Below are 22,062 nucleotides of genomic sequence, written 5' to 3' on the forward strand. Positions count from 1 at the left end.
CTCCCTGGCCTGCTCCGTCATGTCCTGGTCGATGCTTCCGACCAACTGCCCTGACACGCAAGGGGTTCGAGATTCCAAGACAGGAAACCGGGCAAGCCTCCTAGATGTTGCGGGACATGACGTCGGTGACACAGGTCAATGCCGTTGAAACGAAGGTGCCTCGACGGGTATCAGTCGGGTACCGTGCGAGCCATGTCGAGTCCTGAGTCAGACAAGGTGGGGGCTTTCGGTCACGCCGTCAGCCCCCTGAAGCCCTGAGCTTGTAGCCCTGTCGTTGCGCCGCATTCTGTGGTGGGACGAGTGTGCCCGTGGGGCTGGCCGCGGTGACGAGATGACCTTCTCGTGCTTCTCCTCACCTCGGAGCCTTCGATGCCTCTCCCGCTGTACCTGCTTGCCGTGGCGGTCTTCGCCATGGGCACCTCGGAGTTCATGCTCGCCGGCCTGTTGCCGGACATCGCCTCAGATTTCGACGTCACAGTCGGGACAGCAGGCATGCTCACCTCGGCCTTCGCGATCGGCATGGTCGTCGGCGCCCCCTTTGTGGCCGCGCTTGCCCGCAACTGGCCCAGGCGCTCCAGCCTTCTCGGATTCATCCTTGCTTTCGCGGCAGCTCACGCTGTGGGCGCCGTCACCACGAGCTTCCCTGTCCTGGTCGTTACCCGGGTCGTTGCCGCGCTCGCGAACGCGGGGTTCCTTGCCGTCGCTCTGACGGCTGCCGCCGCGCTGGTGGCGCCCGCCAAGAAGGGACGTGCGCTGGCCGTGCTCCTGTCGGGTACGACGGTGGCCACGATCGCCGGTGTCCCTGGCGGTTCGGTACTCGGCACGGCACTCGGCTGGCGGGCCACATTCTGGGCTGTCGCTGCTCTCTGTCTGCCTGCGGCTCTCGGAATCCTCAAGGGCATCCCAGCGGGACGTGTGAAGGAAGAGGCGACTGGCGGGCCGGCCTTGCGAGTGGAACTCGCCCTGCTCACAAGGCCGCGGTTGGTCCTGGTGATGCTGCTCGGCGCGCTGGTGAACGCGGCAACATTCGCAAGCTTCACCTTCCTCGCCCCCGTTGTGACCGGCACTGCCGGGCTGGGCGAGCTGTGGATCTCTGCCGTTCTGGTGCTCTTCGGTGCCGGTTCCTTCGTCGGCGTCACCGTCGCCGGCCGACTGGCCGACCAGCGTCCCGGTCCGGTCATCGCAGTCGGTGGTCCGCTGCTGCTCGTCGGCTGGCCGGCCCTGGCGGTACTGGCCGACAAACCGTTCGCCCTGTGCACCCTCGTGTTCGTGCAGGGCACGCTGTCGTTCGCACTGGGCAGCACACTGATCACGCGGGTCCTCTACGAGGCAGCGGAAGCCCCCACCATGGCCGGCTCGTATGCGACCGCGGCACTCAACATCGGCGCCGCCGCCGGCCCCCTCGTCGCCGCGACCACCCTCAGTACCGAGGCCGGGGACCTCGGACCGCTGTGGGCGAGCGGGCTCCTGGTCGCTGCCGCGCTGCTCATCGCGTTCCCCCTCCGCGCGGTGGTCGCGGTCGGCCGAAGCGCCGAGGTGCTCCAGTGACACATGCGAACGCTCCCTTGAACATCGAGGGACGCCGAAGGCTCGTGGAGCGCTGCCGCAGCCGTCCGATCGCCCACGTGGCAGCCGAAGCCGGCGTCTCCCGCGCCTGCCTGTCCAAGTGGAAAAACCGATACGACACGTACGGCGAGGCCGGGTTGCAGGACCGCTCCAGCGTGCCGCACTCCTCACCGACCCAGACCTCACCCGAGGTTGTCGAACGGATTGAGCAGCTGCGGCGGGACAACAAGTGGTCCGCCCGCAGGATCGCGCTCGAACTCGCGAACCAGGGCGTGCAAATCAGTGAACGCACCGTGGGCCGGTGGCTGGCCCGCCTGGGCATCAACCACCGCCGGTTCCTCGACCCCGATGGGTCCATCAACCGGCGCCCGTCACAACGGATTGTGGCCCGCTACCCAGGCCACATGGTCCACCTGGACGTCAAGAAGGCCGGACGCATCCCCGACGGCGGCGGGTGGCGGGCCCACGGCCGCGACTCCGAACAGGCCAGGACCGCCCAGCGCGCCAAGACCGCCGGCGCCAAGGGCGGGTACGTCTACCTGCACTCCGCCGTCGACGGGTTCTCCCGCCTGGCCTATACCGAGCCCCTTCCCGATGAGAAGGCCGCCACCACCGTGGCGTTCTTCAGCCGCGCCCGCGCGTTCTTCGCCGCCCACGGCATCCACCGAATTGTGCGTGTGGTCACCGACAACGGCGCCAACTACCGCGCCGCAGTCTTCGTGCGCTCCGTCACCTCGGGGGCTCTCCGCCACCAGCGGACCAAGCCCTACACGCCCCGGCACAACGGCAAGGTTGAGCGTTACCAGCGCATCCTCGCTGAAGAGCTGCTCTACGCCCGTACCTGGAGCTCCGAAGCAGAACGAACCCGGGCGATCGCGGTCTGGAACGTCCACTACAACTACCACCGACCTCACACCACCGCCGGGAACCGTCCTCCAGCCTCACGCCTCCCCACAAGCGTCACCAACGTCATGGCCAGCAACACCTAGACTCGGCCGAGGACCAGCAGAGCCTGGGCAGGGGCGCGGAGACTGATGATCATGGGGGAATCCTGGGGGAGGCCCCCGTCAGAGGGCATCCGTGCAGGTAGAGACCATTAGAGCTGTAGACCACTCAGATCTACGAGGGCACGAACCAGGTCCAGCGGATCGTCATGGCCCGCAACCTCCCGTAGAACGCAAGTGAAGAACGCCTCTGCCGGGAAACGGCAGGGGCGTTCTTCGCTGTCCGCGGGGTGCTCGGCGACCCGGTCGCCGGATCGGGTGATTCGGCCCCGCGCCCTGCGTCCCCCGGCGACCGGGTGGGTAGATCAGGAGCCTGACCCAGTGGAGAGGTGAGGACCGGCATGACCGCCGTACAGCTGCCGTCCTCGCGGCTTCCGCGACGGCATCGAGGTGTGAGCCCCGGAGCGGGCCGGCTGGATATGGTGAATTACTGACTTCTGCAATCGGAAGTGGTTGAGCATGGCGGCAGCGCAGAGGCCCGGCATTCTGACGGCGGCGGCAGACAACGCGGCAGACAATGATGCGGCCTCGACCGCGAACGCTGCCGCGGAACCTCTCGTTTCTCCGGTGAATTCACACAACGAGTGGGACCCGCTGGAGGAGATCATCGTCGGGCGTCTCGACGGCGCGACGATCCCTACCAACCATCCGGTCGTGGCCTGCAACATCCCGCCATGGGCCGCGCGGTTGCAGGGGCTGGCCGCCGGTTTCAAATATCCGCGCATTCTGATCGAGCAGGCGCAGCTTGAGCTCGATCAGTTCATCGCTCTCCTGGAATCCCTCGGCATCACGGTCAGGCGCCCGGACGCGGTCGACCACAAGCAACGCTTCGCCACGCCCGACTGGTCGTCACGCGGTTTTTGCAATACCTGTCCGCGTGACAGCATGCTCGTGATCGGTGACGAGATCATCGAGACCCCCATGGCATGGCCGTGCCGATATTTCGAGACCCATTCCTATCGCGGAATCCTCAAGGATTACTTCCGGCGCGGCGCGCGCTGGACGGCGGCGCCGAGGCCGCAGCTCACCGACGAACTCTTCGAGGCGGATTTCCGTATCCCCGAAGCCGGCGAACCCATGCGGTACATCCTCACCGAGTTCGAGCCGGTGTTCGACGCGGCGGATTTCGTGCGCGCGGGACGCGACCTGTTCGTTACGCGCAGCAACGTCACCAATCAAATGGGGATCGACTGGTTGCGCCGCCATCTCGGACCCGGTTATCGCATCCACGAGATCGAGAGCCGCTGCCGCACGCCCATGCACATCGACACGACGTTCCTCGTGCTCTCGCCCGGCAAGGTGCTCGTCAATCCTGAATACATCGACGTCGACCGCCTGCCCGACGTCCTGCGCTCGTGGGACATCCTGATCGCCCCCGAGCCCAACCCGATCGACGAGCGCCTGCTCAAGATCACCTCGATGTGCGGCAAGTGGCTCAGCATGAACATTCTGATGATCGACGAAAAACGGGTGATCGCGGAGCGGCACCACACCAACATGCTGCGCGCCCTCGAAAAATGGGGATTCGAGCCGATCCCGTCCGACCTGCTGCACTACGCGCCGTTCGGTGGCTCATTCCACTGCGCGACACTCGATACGCGGCGTCGCGGCACGCTCGAATCGTATTTCGACTGACAATCGTCAGTTGCCCTTGACCGTGACCTTTTCGTCGTTCTTGAGCTGCTGCACGAGCTGCGCGACCTTCGCCTTGTCCCAGACCAGGTTGCCGCCGCTGCTGCCCGAGATCGGGATGTTCATCGACGTACCGTCGCCGCCCGTGACGCCCTTCATCGCGAAGAACATCTGGCTCAGGGACCACAGGCTCATGTCCTTGTCGACGATGAGCGTGTCCAGGCCGGCGCCCATGGTCGGGTAGAGCTTGAACGGGTTCAGGACCGTGCCCGGCGTCGCCGTCTGGCTTGCCAGGGCCGCCAGGAACTTCTGCTGGTTCTTCGTACGGTCCAGGTCGCTGCCCGCGAAGGCGTAGCGGGTACGGACGAAGGCCAGGGACTGCTCGCCGTTGAGGGTCTGCTTTCCGGCCTGGAAGTCGGCACCCGACTTCGCGTCCTTGAACGCCTTCGGGATGTCCATCTCCACCCCGCCGATCGCGTCCACGATGTTGGCGAAGCCGGCGAAGCCGATCTCGACGTAGTGGTCGATGCGGAGGTTGGTGTTGTGCTCGACGGTACGGACCAGCAGCTCGGGACCGTCCTCGGCGTACGCCGCGTTCAGCTTCACGCGCCGTCCCTGGGCCGGGAACGTCTTGCCGGACTCCGATCCGACGAAGGACGGGATCTCCACGTCCGAGTCGCGCGGCAGCGAGATGAGGGTCGGGCCGTTGGAGCCGTCGTGCAGGATCATCATCGAGTCGGTCCGCTTGCCCTCGGCCGACCCGGTGTGCAGCTTCTTCTTGTCGTCGGCCGTCATGCCCTCGCGGCTGTCGGAGCCGACGATCAGGTAGTTCGTGCCGTCACCGGCCTCGGGCCGCTCGATGACCTTCGCCAGGTCGACCTCGCGCTTGAGCTTGCCGTCCGCCCAGAAGTACGTACCGATGGAGACGGCGAGGAGCACGACGACCAGCGTCAGTGATCCGAGCTTGATACGGCGTCTCCAGTCCGGCGCCGGGCCGACGCGCGGCCCGCGCGGCGGCCGGCCGCCACCGCTGTAGACCTGGCCGGTGTTGTATCCGTCACCGTGGGAGCCCTGACCGTAGCCGTCGTCGTAACCCTGCGGCTGCGACGGCACCGGGCGGTGCACCGGAGGCACCGGGGCGGCAGGCGGCGGGACCTGGCCGCGCTGCACGTGCCTCATCACCCGCGCGCCCTCGGGCTGCGCGCCGCCGCTGCCGCGTCCGTGCGGGTCGCTGCGGTCGTTCCATCCGTCCGGCCAGTCGCTCATGCCGAACAGTGTGCAGGTAAGAGGGGGGCGCCTTACAGGGCGGGTAGGAAATCGGGGCAGGGCTGTTGCAGAGCTGATGCAATGCGGCCCGCGCATAAGGTGGAGGGCATGACAGATCAGCCCCTGCACCCGGAAGATGACATTCCGGGCAAGCCCACCGCAGCCTCCCGCACCACGCTCAGCCACATCATGACGGGCAGCGACACCAACCTCCTCGGCACGGTGCACGGCGGCGTGATCATGAAGCTGGTGGACGACGCGGCGGGCGCCGTCGCGGGCCGCCACTCCGGCGGGCCGGCCGTCACCGCCTCCATGGACGAGATGGTCTTCCTGGAGCCGGTCAGGGTCGGGGACCTGGTCCATGTGAAAGCCCAGGTCAACTGGACGGGCCGGTCCTCGATGGAGGTCGGCGTACGCGTCCTGGCCGAACGCTGGAACGAGTCGACCCCGGCCACCCAGGTCGGCAGCGCCTACCTCGTGTTCGCCGCCGTCGACGCGGACGGCAAGCCCCGCCGCGTCCCCCCGGTCGTACCCGAGACGGAGCGGGACCGGCGCCGCTACCAGGAGGCCCAGATCCGCCGCACGCACCGCCTCGCGCGGCGCCGCGCGATCAAGGAGCTGCGGGACAAGCGCGCCGCCGAGGGCCTGGACCTGGAGAACTGACGCGGTCCGGCAAAGGCCCTACGGGCATACGACCTGGTCGCCGGTGACCGTGCCGAACTCACCCTGGTACGGATCGTCCGCCCGTACCGCCCGTACACCCTTGAAATCCGTACCCGCCAGCACCTTCAGCAGCGCCCCCTGCCCCTCCACCGCCCGCAGCTCGCACCCCGGCAGCGCCGCCTGGAGCGACTTCGCCGAGCGGTCCCAGCGCGGGTCGTACGTGACTAGGGTGCGCCGCACATCGTTGCGGTCCGCGTCCTCGGGGGAGCGGGTGGTCTTGAAGCCGGTGGACCGCAGCGCGTCGTCCACGCGCTTGCCCAGTCCCCGGGTCAGCGTCCCGTTGTAGACCTGTACGGAGACCTGCTGCGGCGCCACGTCGACCAGCGTCGCTCTCTTCTTGGGGCGCGGCGGCGCGAGCGGCTTGTCGTCCCGCAGGTTCTGGAACAGCTTCTTGGACTTCGCCTCGTCCCACTTCACGGTCGAGCCGATGCCCTCGATCGGCGGATTGACCCCGGCGATCGGTACGGACGTGAACTCCGACGACGCGGGGGTGAACCCGCGCATCGCCTGCCCCAGGGCGAGGATCTCCTCCGTACCGAAGCCCTTGTCCGCGCGGACCGAGCTGAGCAGCGTGGACGTCACCTGCCGGAACTTCACCGGGTTGAGCAGGACGCCGCTGGTGCCGGCCTTGGCGATGAAGGCGGCGAGGAAGCGCTGCTGGCGCTGCATGCGGCCGAAGTCGGCGGCTCCGTCGATGTGGCGGGAGCGGACGTACTGGAGGGCCTGGCCGCCGTTCAGCCGGTGGGTGCCGACGGGCAGGTCGAGGCCGGTGTAGTTGTCCTTGAGCGGGCGGACCGTGCAGATTTCCACCCCGCCGATCACGTCCACCGTCTTCATGAAGCTGGTGAAGTCGACCTCCATATAGTGGTCGATCTTCACCTTCGTCATGTGCTCCACGGTCCGCACCGTGAGCCCGGGGCCGCCTTCCGCGTACGCCGCGTTGATCTTCGCCGGGTGCGCGCTGTGGCGCTTGCCCGTGGAATGGTCGGTGTGCTCGGGCACCTCCGCGTAGCTGTCGCGCGGCAGGCTCACGATGCTGGCGCGCTCCTTGTCGGCGGAGAGGTGCACCACCATGATCGTGTCGGTGCAGTGGCAGGGTTCGCCGCCCAGCCGGTACTTCCGCTTCTCCTCCGGCGTGATCTTGCCGCGCCGGTCGGTGCCGACGAGCAGGATGTTCGTGCCGTCGCCGGCCGCCGGACGGTTCTTCATGTCCTTGAACGGATCGACCCGCTCGATGCCCGTTTCCATCCCGGTGACCACCGCGTGACCGATGCCACCGGCGCACAGCACAAGGACCGAGATCGTGGTGAACAGCCGCATCGACCACTGCGGGCGCTCGTCCTGCCTTCGACTGCGGCCCGGCTGTGGACGGGGCGACTTGGGCACGTGGGACACCTCCGCGAAGGCAAGGGGGGATCAGCAGCAACGTAGGCCCATACGATCAACGACCTGGGCAGCGACGCGGCCGCCGTGCGTCCGTGTCCCCCGTTCGCGGTAACGTGACCCCCGATATGAACGCCACACCCGCAGTCTCCGTGATCATGCCGGTCCTCAACGAGGAGCGGCATCTGCGCAACTCGGTCCGTCACATCCTGGAGCAGGAGTACGACGGCGAGATGGAGGTGGTGATCGCGATCGGCCCGTCCTCGGACCGGACCGAGGAGATCGCCGCCGAGCTGGTACGGGAAGACCCTCGTATCCATACCGTCCCGAACCCCACGGGCCGTACCCCCGCAGCGCTGAACGCGGCCATCAAGGCCTCCCGGCACCCCATCGTGGTGCGGGTCGACGGCCACGGGATGCTCTCGCCGAACTACATCGCGACCGCCGTCCGCCTCCTGGAGGAGACCGGCGCGCAGAATGTCGGCGGCATCATGCACGCCGAGGGCGAGAACGCCTGGGAGGACGCGGTCGCGGCCGCGATGACCTCGAAGATAGGCGTCGGCAACGCGGCGTTCCACACGGGCGGCGAGGCCGCACCGGCGGAGACCGTATACCTGGGTGTCTTCCGCCGTGAGGCCCTCGAACAGCAGGGCGGGTACAACGAGGAGTTCATCCGCGCCCAGGACTGGGAGCTGAACTTCCGGATCCGTGAGGCCGGCGGCCTGATCTGGTTCTCGCCCGAGCTCAAGGTCCAGTACCGCCCGAGGCCCTCCGTCAAGGCCCTGGCCAAGCAGTACAAGGACTACGGCCGCTGGCGCCACGTAGTCGCCCGCTACCACGCGGGATCCATCAACCTCCGCTACCTCGCACCGCCGACCGCCGTCTGCGCGATCGCGGCGGGCATCGTCGTCGGCGCCGCGCTCACGCCGTGGGGCTTCGTGGTCCCGGCCGGCTACCTGGCCGCGATCGTGGCGGGCTCGGTCCCGGCGGGCAAGGGCCTGTCGCTCAAGGCACGGGCGCAGATCCCGGTCGCCCTGGCCACCATGCACATGTCGTGGGGCTTCGGCTTCCTGACCAGCCCGCGCTCGCTCGCGAAGAAGGTCATCGCGAGCCGCCGCCCGGCGGTCCGTACGACGACCGTATGACCTCAAGTCCCCTGCTTGGGCAGGGGACTTGACCTTCGCGGCGGTGGTCGCCCGAGTCAGTCGGACCAGGTGAAGCCGGGCTGCACTTCCATGCAGGCGTCGGCCTTGGCGCCGTTCAGGGCCCGGGCGGACTTGAGAGCTTCGTCCTTGTCCTTGTCGTCCTTCGCCGCGGACTTGGGGTAAGTGCTGCCGCTCCGCCAGTCCGCGCCCACGACAAGAGTGACGCCTGAGACGTCGGTGGACCGCTTCGCCGAACTCAGCGGCAGGCCGAGGGACTTGGCAACCGCCTGGGCGTCACCCTCCAGGTCGACGCTCGGGAAGTAGACCGTGGTGCGCTCCTGCGGGTTGCGCTGCGTGTCGGCCCGGGCCTGGGTGAAGCCCTTCCCCGTGAGTACGCCGGTGACCTCGCGCGCACGTCCCGTCGCCGCCCCGAGGGCGTCCGTGTAGGTGCCGTTCTGCACCATCACGCCGATCTCCGCGTCCGGCGCGGCCGGGTCCTTGGAGACCTTCGGCTTCTGCTTCTTCGAGGCCTTCCCGTCCAGCGGCGTGTCCTCGCCGACCATCTTGAAGAGCAGTTCGGCTTCGCCCGGCTTGGGAAGGACCCGGTTGTTGTCCGCCGAGGGCACCGACGGCATGGTGGTCATGGTGATCCGGGCCGTCGGGACCTTCTTGAGTTCCTCGCCGAGGTCGTACAGCTTCTTGACGGTGTCGAGCCGGTCGTCGACGGTGAGCGCCCGGGTGGCGGCCTCGGCCAGCTTGCGCAGCTTGTTCGGGTCGCTGAGCTTGGTGTTCTTCTTCAGCTCGCGGACCATCGAATTCATGTACATGTGCTGGGCGTGCGTACGGGCGAGGTCGGTGCCGTCCTCGAAGCCGTAGCGGGTGCGCAGCCACTGGAGGGCCTGCTCGCCCTTGATGTACGTCTCGCCCTTCTTGAGCTCCAGGCCCGAGCCCTCGCCCTTGCTGTTGCGCGAGCGGACGTTGTCCGTGACACAGACCGGGACGCCACCGATGGCGTCCGCCATGGAGACGACACCCGAGAAGTCGATCATCATGAAGTGGTCGATGGTGATGCCGGTCAGCTGGTACCAGGTCGCGACCGTGCAGCCCGGACCGCCGCGTTGGAGACTCGCGTTGGTCATGCGCAGATTCGTCGTCGCCGGGTGGACCTCGCCGGTTTCCGGGTCGGTGCACTTGGGCATCTTCAGGAGCGTGTCGCGCGGCATGCTGATCACTGAGATGTTGCTGCGGTCGGCGGAGACGTGGAGCAGCATCTGTACGTCGGCGAGCGGCGGGCCGTCGAAGGTCTTCTTGGCGCCCCCGAGCCGCTTGTTCGCGTCGGAGTTACGCGCGTCGGAGCCGATGAGCAGAATGTTCAGCGGGGTCTGGCCCGCGGCGTTGACCTTGTGATCGACCATCGGCTTGTCGCCGAGGTTGAGTTCTTCCTTCTTCAGGTTGCCGTTGAGGTGGCGGTAGTAGAGGTATCCGGCGCCGGCCGTGCCGAGTATCAGCAGGGACAGCACGGAGGCGACCCAGCGCAGTACCCGCCGCTTACCGCGTCTGCCGCGCGGATGTGGGCCGCCGCGCCGCCGGGGCGGCCCGGCGGCGTCGCCCTCGTGCAGGCTGTCGTCCCAGCCTCTTCCGTCGGCGGCCCGGACGCCTCCCCGCGTCCGCGCCTCACGCACGGTGTTCTGTCCCACCCCTGGCCCCCCTGTTGTTCAGGCGCGCCGCATCATCCGGTGACCCGGTTTCACTTGGCGCAGATCTTCTGGTCTGCTTGGACCTTCTCCACCTCGGGCGGCTTCACCGGACCGCTGATGGGCACCCCTTCGCCCTTGAAGTCGGCGCCGAGAGTCAGGACCATCGGCTCCATCTCCCCTGCGTCCGCGCTGCCCTTCTTGAGCGCCGCGGCGGGCAGGCCCATCAGATCCGCGAGCTTGCGCGCCTGGTCGGCCTGGTTCGGTGCGTACTCAAGCCTAGTCTTAGCGATCTTCTCCGGGGCATTGCTCTTGTTCGTGGACTTGAGCACGCCCTGCTCGAGCTGGAGCCAGTTGAGGGTCGCCTGCGCGGCTCCGGCTGTGTCGCTGCCGTTGTAGACGTCGACACGAACCTCGGACGCTTCGGACCTGGGGCCCTTGAGCAGTGCGGCCTGCTTGCTCTTGGCGGCCTTCTCCCTCTTCTTCACGTCGGTGAAGGAGACGTCATTCTGCAGGGCGTTGAACACCTGCGGGGCCTTGACGGGGTCCAGAACGACGGTCGCCTTGACCGTCTCGGCGGGGTTGTCTCTCACGGGGATCGTCGTGAAGGCGATGTTCTTGATGTTGATCCGGCCGAGTTCCTCGGCGAGGGCCTTCAGCTTCGGGAGGTCCTCGATCTCCTTGTTCACCGTGAGCGCCTTGGTGGCCGCGTCCGCGAGGTCGAGCATCCTCTTCGGATTGCCGAGGGTGTCTTCCTTCATCTTGCGGATCATCGAGGCGATGAACTGCTGCTGCATCTTGATCCGGTCGAGGTCGCTCTCGTTGCCGAGACCGTGCCGGTTCCTGACGAACGCGAGCGCCTCCTCGCCCTGGATGCGGTGGTCACCGGCCGACAGGTTGAGCTGCGAGTACTTGGTGTCCTTGATGGGCTCGGTAAGACAGACGTCCACGCCGCCGATCGCGGTGGTCAGCGTCTTGACCGCGTTGAAGTCGGCCATCATGAAGTGGTTGATCGGGAGACCGGTGATCTGCTTGACCGTGCGCATGGTGCAGCCCGGATCCCGGCCGCCCACGCCGAAGCTCTCGTTGAACCTCGTGTACGGCGTCCCCGGGATGACCGTCTCCGTGCCGTCCGCATGCTTGGTGGGGCAGTCGGGGATGTCGGTCTTCAGGTCGCGGGGGATGCTCAGAGCGGTCGCGTTCGTGCGGTCTGCCGAGACATGGAAGAGGAAGGTCGTGTCGGCGTGGCCGGTCGAGTTCTTCCTGTCCCCGTAGCCTTCGTTGCCCGCGCCGGTGCGCTTGTCGGTGCCGATGATCAGGATGTTCATCGGCCCGTCCGTCGAGGCACCGTTGGCCGCGTCACCGACGTCCACCGAGTCGATGTTCCCGTTGAGGCGGTCGTACACGACGTACGCGCCGACCGAGACGCCGACGAGCACGAAGCCCATGACGCCGCCGGTCCACAGCAGCGCCTTCTTCTTGCCGGACTTCTTCGCCTTGCGCTTTCGGCGGCCGGCCTGCGGCGCGCCGCCGTCGCCGCTGCCGGAATCGCGCGAGATGCCCGCGCTCCGGGAGCCGTTCGAGGCACGTCGGCTGCGCTGGACGGGGACTTCGCGCCGGGGGCCGGCGGCCCGCTCACGGGTGTTCGTTCTCGACGAAGTCCTCCGGGGAGGGGCCGCCGCCGGCGATCGCCCAGCGGAGTGGTCCAGTCGCAATTCGTAATGACCGGTGTCCGGGTTGAGGACCCACTGGTCTGCGGGGTCGATTTCTTCCGCCCGCCCACGGTTTTGCGCATCCACGGTTGCTTGAGTCCTCCGTCGGGTGCCACATGAGGCGCCTCCCCCAGGCCCTCTGGCGTTCGTTCCAGCAGTGCGACCTCAGGGCCGGAAGCACCGGATCGCGTCACACTATCTGCCCAGTTCAGCGTGGGGCGACGTCCGTGACAAATTCCACTGGCCTTACAACTGGGCAATCCGCCCAATCCGTTCTGTTGCTGGTCAGGCTTTGGCTATCGCTTTACTCGCACTCGTCGGTGGCCGCATTGCTGCCGGTGAAAGTCGGCGTCGGGGCCGGGCTCGCCGATCCCGTGTCGTCGGGCTTCTCGTCGGCCGGGGATTTGTCTTCCTTGTCCGGCTTCTCGGAGCCCGCCGGTACGACGGAAACGGGCGCGTCCTCGCGCAGCTGCTTGAACAGACGGCTGGCGTCCGGCTCCACGAGCTCGTCCCGGTTCGGGTCCTGAGCGTAAGGCTGACGGGGCACCGTCATGAACTGCACCTGGTCGGTGGGGATGTTCCGCATGCCGCGCACCAGGTTGTACAGGTCCTTGAGCGAGTCGAGCCCGGCATCGGTCGTGAGGGACTTCGTCGCCGCGTCCAGCACCGGGTAGAGCCTGGTCGGATTGAGCAGTACGCCGTTGCTCTGCACCTTGTTCACCAGCGCGCCGAGGAATCGCTGCTGGCGTTCCATGCGTTCGGTGTCGCTGCCGTCGCCGATGGTCTTGCGGGCCCGTACGAAGCCGAGGGCCTGCTCACCGTTCAGCTTCTGGCGGCCCTTGTCCAGCCGGAGCAGGGCGTCCTCGTCGTCGATCGGCTCCTTGAGGCAGATCTCGACGCCGTTCACCGCGTCGACCATCCCCTTGAAGCCCGCGAAGTCGATGACCATGTGGTGGTTCACCCGGACGCCGGTGAGCCGCTCGACCGTACGGATGGTGCACGCCGTACCGCCGAGCTCGAACGCCGAGTTGAACTGGGTGGATTGCTCGTTCGTGCGCGTGCCGTCGGGCTTCCGGCAGCTGGGGATGTCCACCATCAGGTCGCGCGGCAGCGAGACGGCTGTCGCGCTCTTACGGTCCCCGGCCAGGTGCAGCAGGATCGTCGTGTCGGAGCGCTGGGTGCCCTTGTCGGGCCCGTACTTGCTGTTGCCCTTGCCGGAGCGGGTGTCGGACCCGATGAGCAGGATGTTCTGGGCGTGCCGCGCGATGGGTGTGGGGCGCTCTTTCTCGTACTCTTCGAGCTCGGCGGCGGCGCTGGTGTCCGTGGTGATGTTGCCGTCGAGCTTCCGGTAGAGCCACCAGCCGACACCGGCGGCGAGGAGGAGCGCGAAGGAGGCGCCGAGGGCGGTCCAACGAAGCCAGCGCGGATGTCCGTTGGCGTCGCCACCTTCCCCCGAACCCGAACCCGAACCCTCACCCGCACCCTCCGCGCTCAGATCCTCGCCATCCGCACCTTCCGTGGCAGCCAGGTCCTTCGCCTCGTCCTCCTCGGCCGGGGTGTCCGGTCCGGAGGGCGTGCCAGCACTGTCGGTCACGTCTGCGTCCATCCTTCACGGAGTCGGCGGCGCGCTGTGGCCGCCGGTCGCAGGGGTAGACGGCTGAACCTCGCGCTTGGTTGTGCGGTGCTTACCGTCGATCATCTACCGGAGTTGACGCTCCGGGGGGAGGGCTCGGCAGCCGGTGGGCCGGACGGGTGGCTCTCAGGGCGCTTGTAGTACCGCCGTGTTGGTGACCCGTTCGCTCTCGATCCGCTTGGCGAGGCCTTCCTCCGAGAGCTGACCGAGATTCCGGCACAGCACCACGGAACCGCCGACGGCGAGGGGCGCGAACAGACCCGAGGACAGCCCCTCCCACGTGTCGTACTCCAGCCCCGACAGCAGCCGCGCCCCGGATCCGAGCCCGAGGCTCTCCGCGTCCGCGCGTGCCCGCTCGACCAGCTGGGCGCCCGTGAGCTCCGTACCGCCGACCCGCAGCGCGGGCTCGTCCGGATCCACGGGGGCGTACGGCGCGAAACGGTCGCCCTGCCCCGGCACCTCGACGGCGTAGTCCGCGAATCCGGCGGGCGGCTGCGGGAAGCGGCCGCCCAGCGGCCGCAGGGCGAGCGCCACGCGCTCCCCGCCGCAGGCCCGCGCCTCCTCCAGCGTGTCGGGCCCGCTGACCACCAGATCGGCGCCGGCCGGGTCCCCGCCCACATCCGCGACCACACCGACGGACGAACAGGCGAGCAGCCAGACGGCGGTCTGCCAGTGCGCGGGAAGCAGCAGCGCGAGCCGGTCGCCGGGCGCGGCGCCGAGGTCGCCCTGGAGCAGGTTGGCGGTCTTCGCCACCCAATTGGCGAAGGTGGCGACGGACAGTTCTACGCGCTCGCCGGTGGCGTCGTCGTAGAAGGTGACCAGGGGCTGGGCGGGGTCCGCGGCGAGCGCGGATCGCAGCAGGTCGGCGGGGGTGCGATCGGTGGCGTTCACCCGCGCAAGAGTACGCCGGTGCCTTCGCGCGGGGGCCGTGCGGCCCGGGCGCGGGAGGGCCGCCCGTACACCGGTTCGGCCGACGCCCCGTCAATTCCCCAATGGACATATTTATCCACTTATGCCCAAGATCTACTGCATGCGTGCATTCCTTGCTTCCGCGATCGGAGTCGCGTGCACCGCCGCTCTGGTCCTGCCCACCGCTGCCAACGCCGCCCCGGCTCCCGCTGTCCCCACGAATACGGCGCCACCGGGCTCCACTCAATCCCTGCCACTCGTGCCACTCCCACCACACAACGACCCCGGGACCGACCGGGCCGCGGGCACCGCGCCACAGGGCCGGTCGGAGCGCGACACCAGACCGTTCTCGCTGGTCGGGGTCGTCTGGGAGGACGCCGAAGCCGAACTCCACGGCACGGTCCAGGTCCGTACCCGCGCCACCGCGACAGGCGCCTGGACCGGCTGGCAGTACCTCGAAACGCACAACCACGAGCACGCCGCCGACTCCGGCACGGCGGAGCGCGAGACGGGGAAGGTCCGCGGCTCGACCGCGCCCCTGTGGGTGGGCGACAGCGACGGCGTAGAGGTACAGGTACGGCCCGAGGGCGCCGCAGCCCTTCGCGGCGCCACCCCCCTCCCGTCCGGACTGCGCCTCGAACTGGTGGACCCGGGCGACGACCCACCCGCGGGCACGTCGGCAACCGCCACCGAAGCCGAAGCGGCCGGCGAGACCGTCGGCGAGGCCGCAGACAGCAACGCCGACAACAACGCCGACGACACCGCGGCCCAGGCCGCCACCGGGTACGACGCGGACGACCCCCGCACCACGGTCATGACCGCGGAGGACGCCGCGGCCTCGGCCGTCAACGCCGACCTCGCCCCGCTCGGCGCCACCGAAGTACCGGCCCTGAGCAAGGCGGAGACGGAGGAGCAGACCTTCGTACTCGGCGGCGGAAAGCCCCGCATCGGGCCGCGCCCGCGCATCGTCACACGCAAGGGGTGGGGGGCGAACGAGCAGCTGCGCGAGCGCAACTTCGTCTACACGCACCGCGTCAAGGCGGCCTTCGTGCACCACAGCGCGACCGGGAACAACTACAGCTGTTCGCAGGCCGACTCAGTCCTGCGCAGTATCTACCGCTACCACGTCAAGAGCAGTGGCTGGCGCGACTTCGGCTACAACTTCGCCGTCGACAAGTGCGGGAACATCTACGAAGGCCGGGCAGGGGGTGTGGCCAAGCCCGTCCTGGGGGCGCACACTCGCGGTTTCAACAGCAACAGCACGGGCATCGCCGTCCTCGGAAGCTACAGCAAGGTCAACCCACCCGCCGCCGTAGTCAACGCTGTTGCCCGCCTCACCGCCTGGAAGCTCGGCCTGTACGGCGCCAACCCGCGCGCCACGACAACGCTCAAGTCCGGGGGCGGCAACCGGTACAAGAAGGGCACCATCGCCAAGCTCAAAGTCATCTCCGGACACCGGGACGGATACGCCACCGACTGTCCGGGAGGCCGCCTCTACAGCAAGCTCGACGAGGCCCGGGACGCCTCGGCCCGCCTTCAGGGCCGCTGACGGGCCGGGCCGGGGCGTATCGAACGGTCTGCATACACTGGCCTGCCCGTACCCGGCCGGCCCCAGCAGGAAGCAGAGACGACAAGGTGACTGAAGCGATCCTCCTGGTCGGCGGCAAGGGCACCCGGCTGCGCCCGCTCACCGTTCACACACCGAAGCCGATGGTCCCGGCGGCAGGCGTCCCCTTCCTGACCCATCAGCTGGCCCGCGCGCGGGCGGCCGGAGTCGAGCACATCGTCCTCGCGACGTCGTACCTCGCCGAGGTCTTCGAGCCGTACTTCGGCGACGGCTCCGCGCTGGGCCTGCACCTGGAGTACGTAACCGAAGAGGAACCGCTGGGCACCGGCGGCGCGATCCGCAACGTCGCGTCACGACTCCACTCGTCGCCCGACGACCCGGTCCTCATCTTCAACGGCGACATCCTCACGGGCCTCGACATCGGAGCCCTGGTCTCCACGCACACCACATCGGGCGCGGACGTCTCGCTGCACCTCACCCGCGTCGAGGACCCCAGAGCCTTCGGCCTCGTCCCCACCGACCCCACGGGCCGGGTAACGGCATTCCTGGAAAAACCCCAAACGCCCGAAGAAATCGTCACCGACCAGATCAACGCGGGGGCGTACGTCTTCCGCCGCTCGGTCATAGACACGATCCCCGCAGGCCGCCCCGTCTCCGTGGAACGCGAGACGTTCCCCGGCCTGCTGTCCTCCGGAGCGCACCTCCAGGGCATGGTCGACTCGACGTACTGGCTGGACCTCGGCACCCCGCAGGCCTTCGTCCGTGGCTCGGCCGACCTGGTCCTGGGCCGGGCCCCGTCCCCGGCGGTGCCCGGCCGCTGCGGCGACCGCCTGGTCCTGCCGACGGCGTCCGTGGCGGGCGACGCGAAGCTGACCGGCGGCACGGTGGTGGGCGAGGGCGCGGTCGTCGGCGAGGGCGCCCGCATCGACGGCAGCGCACTCCTGCCCGACTGTGTGATCGGGGCGGGCGCGGTGATCACCGACTCCCTCATCGGGGCGGGCGCCAGGATCGGCGCTCGTACGGTCGTGTCCGGCGCGGTGATCGGGGACGGCGCGACGGTGGGGGCGGACAACGAGCTGCGCGACGGCGTACGGGTGTGGTGCGGCGCATCGCTCCCCGACGCGGCGCTCCGCTTCTCGTCGGACCAGTAACCGCACGCACGCGCATCGGCCCCCGGCCCCGTAGGCTCGAACCCAGCACGTCCCACCCACCGACCCACTGCCCCGCCAAGGACCGCACCCGTGTCAGGCCGCTTCGCGCCCCGCCCCGTCATCCGCACCACGGTGCGGGGCGGCGACGCGGCACGACCGCCGGCCGTCCCGCACCAAACCGCATCCACCGCACGCACCCGGACGTGGACACCGCCGGGACCGCTGGACCTCGCCCTGGTACTCGGCCCACTCCGCCGCGGCCCGGCCGACCCCGCTTTCCGTACGACCCCCGACGGAGCCTTCTGGCGTACGTGCCGCACGCCGGCGGGCCCGGGCACGCTGCGGATAGCGGCGCGCGACGGCGCGGTGGAGGCGAAGGCCTGGGGCGAGGGCGCCGACTGGCTCCTGACCCAACTCCCGCCCCTGCTGGGCTCGTTGGACGACCCATCCACCTTCGTGCCGCGTCACCGCATCGTCGCCGAGACGTGGCGCCGCCGCCCCGGCCTGCGGCTGGGCCGCACCGGCCTGGTCCTCGAATCCCTCATCCCCTCCATCCTGGAGCAGAAGGTGACGACGGACGAGGCGTACCGGGCGTGGCGCCTGCTGCTCCGCAAGTACGGCGAACCGGCCCCCGGCCCGGTGGACGGCCGTATGCACGTCATGCCGTCCGCCCGAACCTGGTCCCTCATCCCGTCCTGGGAGTGGCACCGCGCGGGCGTCGACAGCAAGCGCTCGGCGACGATCCTGCGGGCGGTACGGGTGGCGAGGCGCCTGGAGGAGGCGTCCAAGATGTCCCTCGACGACGCCTCGGCCCGCCTGCAACTGATCCCGGGCATCGGCCCCTGGACGGCGGCGGAGACCCTGCAGCGCAGCAACGGAGCCGCCGACGCGGTGTCGGTCGGCGACTATCACCTGCCGAGCACGGTCGGGTACGCCCTGGCGGGCGACCGCGAAGCGGACGACGCGGCCATGCTCGAACTCCTGGCCCCGTACGCGGGCCAGCGCCACCGGGTGGCCCGCCTGATCCTCATCTCAGGCCAAACCCCACCCCGCCGCGCCCCCCGGATGACCCCCCGCAACATAGCCGCCCTGTAACTCCGGCCCCCCTTGCCACCGGCCCCTGCTGCCGCCGGCGTCGAGGGGGCTGCGCCCCACCCCGCTTCGTGTGTCGCGGTGGCAGGAGGGGACGTGCCGGGTCGCTCCCCGCAGGGCGTCGAATGCAACGGGCCTGAACAAGTCCAGTGGCCGAACATTCGGCGTCCGAGGAGACAGCCCGGCGCGGCACCGACCCCAACGGCCCGGGCGTCGAGAGGCTGCGCCCCACCCCGGTCAACCCAGCGCCCCCCTCAGCGCACCTCCACGAACGCCTCAGCGTCCCGCGCCGGCCGTTCCTTCGGCGGGGTCGCCGCGTGGCCCACCGCGACCGCGCCCATCGGGTCCCACCCCTCCGGCAGCGCCAGCACCTCCCGCACCACCTCACGGCAGAACATCGTCGACGAAACCCACGCCGACCCCAGCCGCTCACCCGCCAGCGCCACCAGAAAGTTCTGCACACCCGCACCGGCCGCGACCACGAACATCTCCCGCTCCGCCGCATCCCGCCGAGCGTCGCCGTACACATGCGAGCCGTCCATCACCAGGCACGGCACCACCAGATACGGAGCCCGCCGCAGCACATCCCCCCGCCGCACGCGCTTCGCGATGGACTCCTCCGACTTCCCGTCGGCCCGCAGATCCGCGACCCACGCGTCCCGCATCGCATCGAGCAGAGCCACCCGCGCCCCCTGCGACTCGACCAGTACGAAGCGCCAAGGCGTCGTATGGTGCGGCGCGGGCGCCGTGACCGCCGCCGCGACCGCGCGCCGTACCGCCGCCGGATCCACCGGCTCGGCCGTGAAGTCCCGCACCGTACGCCGCAACGTCACCGCTTCCCGCACAGCCTCCGAGGTCCCGAGCCGGAACATGTCGTCGGCCGCCGACCGGACCAGCGCCCGCCCGCCGGCGTCCTCCACATCAGATCCACCCGCACCCGCACCCCCACGCGCACCCCCACCCACGACCCGCGAAAGCCCCCGCACCACCGCGACCGGCAGTCCCTCCGTCTTCCCCTTCACGAGATCACCGGCCGCCGCGAGTTCATCCCCCACAGCGACGACAGTGGCGTTCAGCGGATTGCCGTACGCATCGCTCCCGCCCCGCAGATCCTCCAGGACCCGCACCCCAGCCGCCCCGATCGCGACATCAGTCAGCCCGTTGCGCCAAGGCCGCCCAAAGGTGTCCGTGACGACGACCCCCACGTCCACGCCCAGCGCGTCCCGCAACCCCTCCCGGATGCGCCGGGCCGAAGCATCCGGATCCTCCGGCAGCAACAGCACGGTCCCGGCCGCGGTGTTGGACGCGTCGACCCCGGCCGCGGCCATGACGAGCCCCTGCCGGTTCTCGACGATACGAAGCGTGCCGCGCCGCGCGACCACCCGTATCGTCTCCGCGTCGATGGCCGCCTCGCGGTCGGCCGCCTCCACGACGCGGCCCTCCGCCTTGCTGACGATCTTCGAAGTGACCAGCAGGATGTCCCCGTCGACGAGCCCGGGCCCAGTGGCGGCGATCAGCTTGGCGAGATCGTCCCCGGCCCGAACCTCCGGCATCCCGCCCAGCGCCCACACCCGAAAGGCCGGAACTGACGGGACGCCAGCCCCACCCCCACCCCCACCCCCAGACCCGCTCACGCCCGTACCTCCTCGGCGAGGACCAGCGCCTCCCGGGCCATCGCCGCCGTGGCCTCGACGTCGGTCATCATCAGCGGAACGGCCCGGCACCGGATCCCCGCGCTCTCCACCTCTTCCACCACACCCGCGTCGACGGTGTCGACGAGCCACCCGTCGAGCAGCCCGGACCCGTAATGCCGGGCGACAGCGGCCGCGGTCGACTCGACACCCACCGCGGCCAGCACCTTGTCGGCCATGCCCCGCACAGGCGCGTCCCCCACGATCGGCGAAAGCCCGACCACAGGAACCCCCGCATCGGCGATCGCCTCACGAATGCCGGGCACGGCCAGGATGGTCCCCACGCTCACCACCGGATTCGACGGCGGAAAGAGAATCACGTCGGCCGAACCAATGGCCTCAAGAACGCCCGGCGCCGGCTTGGCCTGCTCCGCCCCCACCGGCACGACCGCCTGCGCGTCCACCGACGCACGAAGCTTCACCCAGTACTCCTGGAAGTGAATGGCCTTCCGCTCCCCGCCGACATCAACAGCGACATGCGTTTCGATACGGTCGTCGGACATCGGCAGCAGCCGCACCCCCGGCTGCCACCGCTCGCACAGCGCTTCCGTCACCGCGCTCAGCGGATAACCCGCGCCGAGCATCTGCGTACGGACGATGTGCGTCGCGAAGTCACGGTCGCCGAGCCCGAACCACTCGGGCCCCACGCCGTACGCCGCGAGTTCGCTCTTCACCTGGAAGGTCTCGTCCGCACGCCCCCAGCCCTGTTCCTCGTTGATGCCACCGCCGAGGGTGTACATCACGGTGTCGAGGTCGGGGCAGACCTTGAGCCCGAACAGATAGATGTCGTCACCGGTGTTGCCGATGACGGTGATGTCCGCGTCAGGCGCGGCCGACTTGAGGCCGCGGAGGAAGCGAGCGCCACCAATACCGCCTGCCAGAACCACAATGCGCATGCACAGCAGTCTGTCAGGCCGGTACGACATCCTGGGCCCGGGCGGCCGGGGAGCACTGAGCCGCATGCTCCGAGTGCATCGGCATCTCGGTGAGTCCGGGGAAGTAGACGTGCAGGCTGACCGCCGGCTCCAGCGCGTCGTTGACGACCTCGTGGACGTACCCGGGCGCGAACACCCGCTGCGACCCCGCCCCCAGCGCCCGCTGCACACGTCCCGCGCGCTCGGTCAACTCACCGTCGAGCACGGTCAGTACGCCGGACGAGGGCCCGTGGTCATGCATGCCGCTGCCCTGACCGGGCACCCAGCTGAGCAGCCAGACCTCATATCCGGGTCCGGTACGCAGCCGGTGGTACCAGCGGCTGGTGGCGTCGTACGAGACGAGGTGCTCCCACTGCGCACGGTCGGCGGCGATGGAGCGGGCGAGGCCGGCGAACTCGGCGACGGTGGCCGGGTGCTCACGGGCGGGCTGGAGGAGGTGCTGGACGGCGAGGATGTCGCCGGCGATCTGGAGGTCGCTGTCGCTGCTGTTCATGATGCGGGGGTTCCTCGGCATGAGTGTCGGGGTGTCGCAAGGCGAGAGACGCAAAACAAGAAAGGCGTAGCGAAAAGCTACAGAGAGTCAGCTGGAGCGCGGCGGCTTCAACAGCTGGAACAACAGCAACAGCAACAGAGAGCCTGGACAGCGCGACGGAACCCACGTGTGTGGGTCCGGGGGAGCACTGCGGTCACTGGCATGTGTTCAAGGAGACCCGCTTGCTCACTCCCTGTCAACCTCGTGACCGTTTTGGGGGTAATGTTTCACCTCATCCGGTTAATGGATGCGGAGAAAGGTTTGTGCAGCCCACTCTCCGGAGAAGTGGCGCATCAACCGCGCAAGCAAACGTCGTTGAGGCGTCGCGACCGGACTGTGATCCGGATCGCTTCCGCGGATCAAGTGCAACAAGATCGAACCCTGCTGCATCTCACTCTGATGAGGGGCGCGGATGAGCCAGCGGCAA

General features: G+C 69.0%; 17 protein-coding genes. 8 read left to right on the forward strand and 9 right to left on the reverse strand.

Going from position 1 to position 22,062, the window contains the following annotated elements; translation table 11 throughout:
- Window positions 1-369 precede the first annotated feature (369 nt).
- The 3 genes from J7E96_RS33390 (at window position 370) to J7E96_RS33400 (ending at window position 4,205) form a co-directional block, all read left to right on the forward strand.
- Entirely contained in the window at window positions 370-1,548 is a 1,179-nt protein-coding gene (locus J7E96_RS33390) for a Cmx/CmrA family chloramphenicol efflux MFS transporter (RefSeq protein ID WP_215137032.1), read from the forward strand.
- The gene (locus J7E96_RS33395; protein WP_215137034.1) at window positions 1,545-2,555 is read left to right on the forward strand and encodes an IS481 family transposase; all 1,011 of its coding nucleotides are present in this window, start codon (window positions 1,545-1,547) and stop codon (window positions 2,553-2,555) included. Before J7E96_RS33390 ends, J7E96_RS33395 begins: the two co-directional genes overlap by 4 nt.
- A gap of 474 nt (window positions 2,556-3,029) precedes the next feature.
- On the forward strand, window positions 3,030-4,205 hold the full coding sequence (locus J7E96_RS33400; RefSeq protein WP_215137036.1) for an amidinotransferase: 1,176 nt from the start codon (window positions 3,030-3,032) through the stop codon (window positions 4,203-4,205).
- Window positions 4,206-4,211: 6 nt separating this feature from the next.
- Here the strand turns inward: J7E96_RS33400 and J7E96_RS33405 are convergent, their stop codons facing one another.
- Window positions 4,212-5,468 carry an LCP family protein gene (locus J7E96_RS33405; RefSeq protein WP_215137038.1) on the reverse strand — a complete coding sequence of 419 codons (1,257 nt, stop codon included), beginning with the start codon at window positions 5,466-5,468 and terminating at the stop codon, window positions 4,212-4,214.
- Between the two features lie 108 nt (window positions 5,469-5,576).
- Here J7E96_RS33405 and J7E96_RS33410 point away from each other — a divergent pair, with 108 nt between their 5' ends.
- Window positions 5,577-6,131: an acyl-CoA thioesterase gene (locus J7E96_RS33410; RefSeq protein WP_215137040.1), complete on the forward strand. Its 555-nt coding sequence runs from the start codon at window positions 5,577-5,579 to the stop codon at window positions 6,129-6,131.
- A gap of 18 nt (window positions 6,132-6,149) precedes the next feature.
- Here J7E96_RS33410 and J7E96_RS33415 read toward each other — a convergent pair whose 3' ends face one another.
- Window positions 6,150-7,511, reverse strand: coding sequence for an LCP family protein (locus tag J7E96_RS33415; protein ID WP_215137099.1), 1,362 nt, complete (start codon window positions 7,509-7,511; stop codon window positions 6,150-6,152).
- Between the two features lie 191 nt (window positions 7,512-7,702).
- Between J7E96_RS33415 and J7E96_RS33420 the strand changes: the two genes are divergently transcribed.
- Complete coding sequence (locus tag J7E96_RS33420; RefSeq protein ID WP_215137042.1) at window positions 7,703-8,719, forward strand: glycosyltransferase family 2 protein; 1,017 nt, start codon at window positions 7,703-7,705, stop codon at window positions 8,717-8,719.
- 56 nt (window positions 8,720-8,775) lie between these two features.
- Here J7E96_RS33420 and J7E96_RS33425 read toward each other — a convergent pair whose 3' ends face one another.
- The 4 genes from J7E96_RS33425 to J7E96_RS33440 all read right to left on the reverse strand — a co-directional run bounded on the left by J7E96_RS33425 (window position 8,776) and on the right by J7E96_RS33440 (window position 14,649).
- Window positions 8,776-10,416: an LCP family protein gene (locus J7E96_RS33425; protein ID WP_215137044.1), complete on the reverse strand. Its 1,641-nt coding sequence runs from the start codon at window positions 10,414-10,416 to the stop codon at window positions 8,776-8,778.
- 50 nt (window positions 10,417-10,466) lie between these two features.
- The gene (locus tag J7E96_RS33430) at window positions 10,467-12,212 is read right to left on the reverse strand and encodes an LCP family protein (RefSeq protein WP_215137046.1); all 1,746 of its coding nucleotides are present in this window, start codon (window positions 12,210-12,212) and stop codon (window positions 10,467-10,469) included.
- Window positions 12,213-12,429: 217 nt separating this feature from the next.
- Window positions 12,430-13,731, reverse strand: coding sequence for an LCP family protein (locus J7E96_RS33435; protein ID WP_215137048.1), 1,302 nt, complete (start codon window positions 13,729-13,731; stop codon window positions 12,430-12,432).
- Window positions 13,732-13,884: 153 nt separating this feature from the next.
- Window positions 13,885-14,649 carry a TIGR03089 family protein gene (locus tag J7E96_RS33440; RefSeq protein ID WP_215137050.1) on the reverse strand — a complete coding sequence of 255 codons (765 nt, stop codon included), beginning with the start codon at window positions 14,647-14,649 and terminating at the stop codon, window positions 13,885-13,887.
- Between the two features lie 139 nt (window positions 14,650-14,788).
- Between J7E96_RS33440 and J7E96_RS33445 the strand changes: the two genes are divergently transcribed.
- The 3 genes from J7E96_RS33445 to J7E96_RS33455 all read left to right on the forward strand — a co-directional run bounded on the left by J7E96_RS33445 (window position 14,789) and on the right by J7E96_RS33455 (window position 18,480).
- Entirely contained in the window at window positions 14,789-16,216 is a 1,428-nt protein-coding gene (locus J7E96_RS33445) for a peptidoglycan recognition protein (protein ID WP_215137052.1), read from the forward strand.
- A gap of 86 nt (window positions 16,217-16,302) precedes the next feature.
- Entirely contained in the window at window positions 16,303-17,385 is a 1,083-nt protein-coding gene (locus J7E96_RS33450; protein WP_215137054.1) for an NDP-sugar synthase, read from the forward strand.
- 90 nt (window positions 17,386-17,475) lie between these two features.
- Window positions 17,476-18,480 carry a DNA-3-methyladenine glycosylase gene (locus J7E96_RS33455; protein WP_215137056.1) on the forward strand — a complete coding sequence of 335 codons (1,005 nt, stop codon included), beginning with the start codon at window positions 17,476-17,478 and terminating at the stop codon, window positions 18,478-18,480.
- 251 nt (window positions 18,481-18,731) lie between these two features.
- Here J7E96_RS33455 and J7E96_RS33460 read toward each other — a convergent pair whose 3' ends face one another.
- The 3 genes from J7E96_RS33460 to J7E96_RS33470 are packed head-to-tail and all read right to left on the reverse strand — an operon-like array spanning window position 18,732 to window position 21,596.
- Window positions 18,732-20,111, reverse strand: coding sequence for a coenzyme F420-0:L-glutamate ligase (locus tag J7E96_RS33460; RefSeq protein WP_374196747.1), 1,380 nt, complete (start codon window positions 20,109-20,111; stop codon window positions 18,732-18,734).
- On the reverse strand, window positions 20,108-21,064 hold the full coding sequence (cofD, locus tag J7E96_RS33465) for a 2-phospho-L-lactate transferase (protein ID WP_215137059.1): 957 nt from the start codon (window positions 21,062-21,064) through the stop codon (window positions 20,108-20,110). Before cofD ends, J7E96_RS33460 begins: the two co-directional genes overlap by 4 nt.
- A gap of 13 nt (window positions 21,065-21,077) precedes the next feature.
- Window positions 21,078-21,596: a cysteine dioxygenase family protein gene (locus J7E96_RS33470; RefSeq protein WP_215137061.1), complete on the reverse strand. Its 519-nt coding sequence runs from the start codon at window positions 21,594-21,596 to the stop codon at window positions 21,078-21,080.
- Window positions 21,597-22,062: the final 466 nt, after the last annotated feature.

Source organism: Streptomyces sp. ISL-96 (assembly GCF_018614035.1).
Lineage (GTDB): Bacteria > Actinomycetota > Actinomycetes > Streptomycetales > Streptomycetaceae > Streptomyces.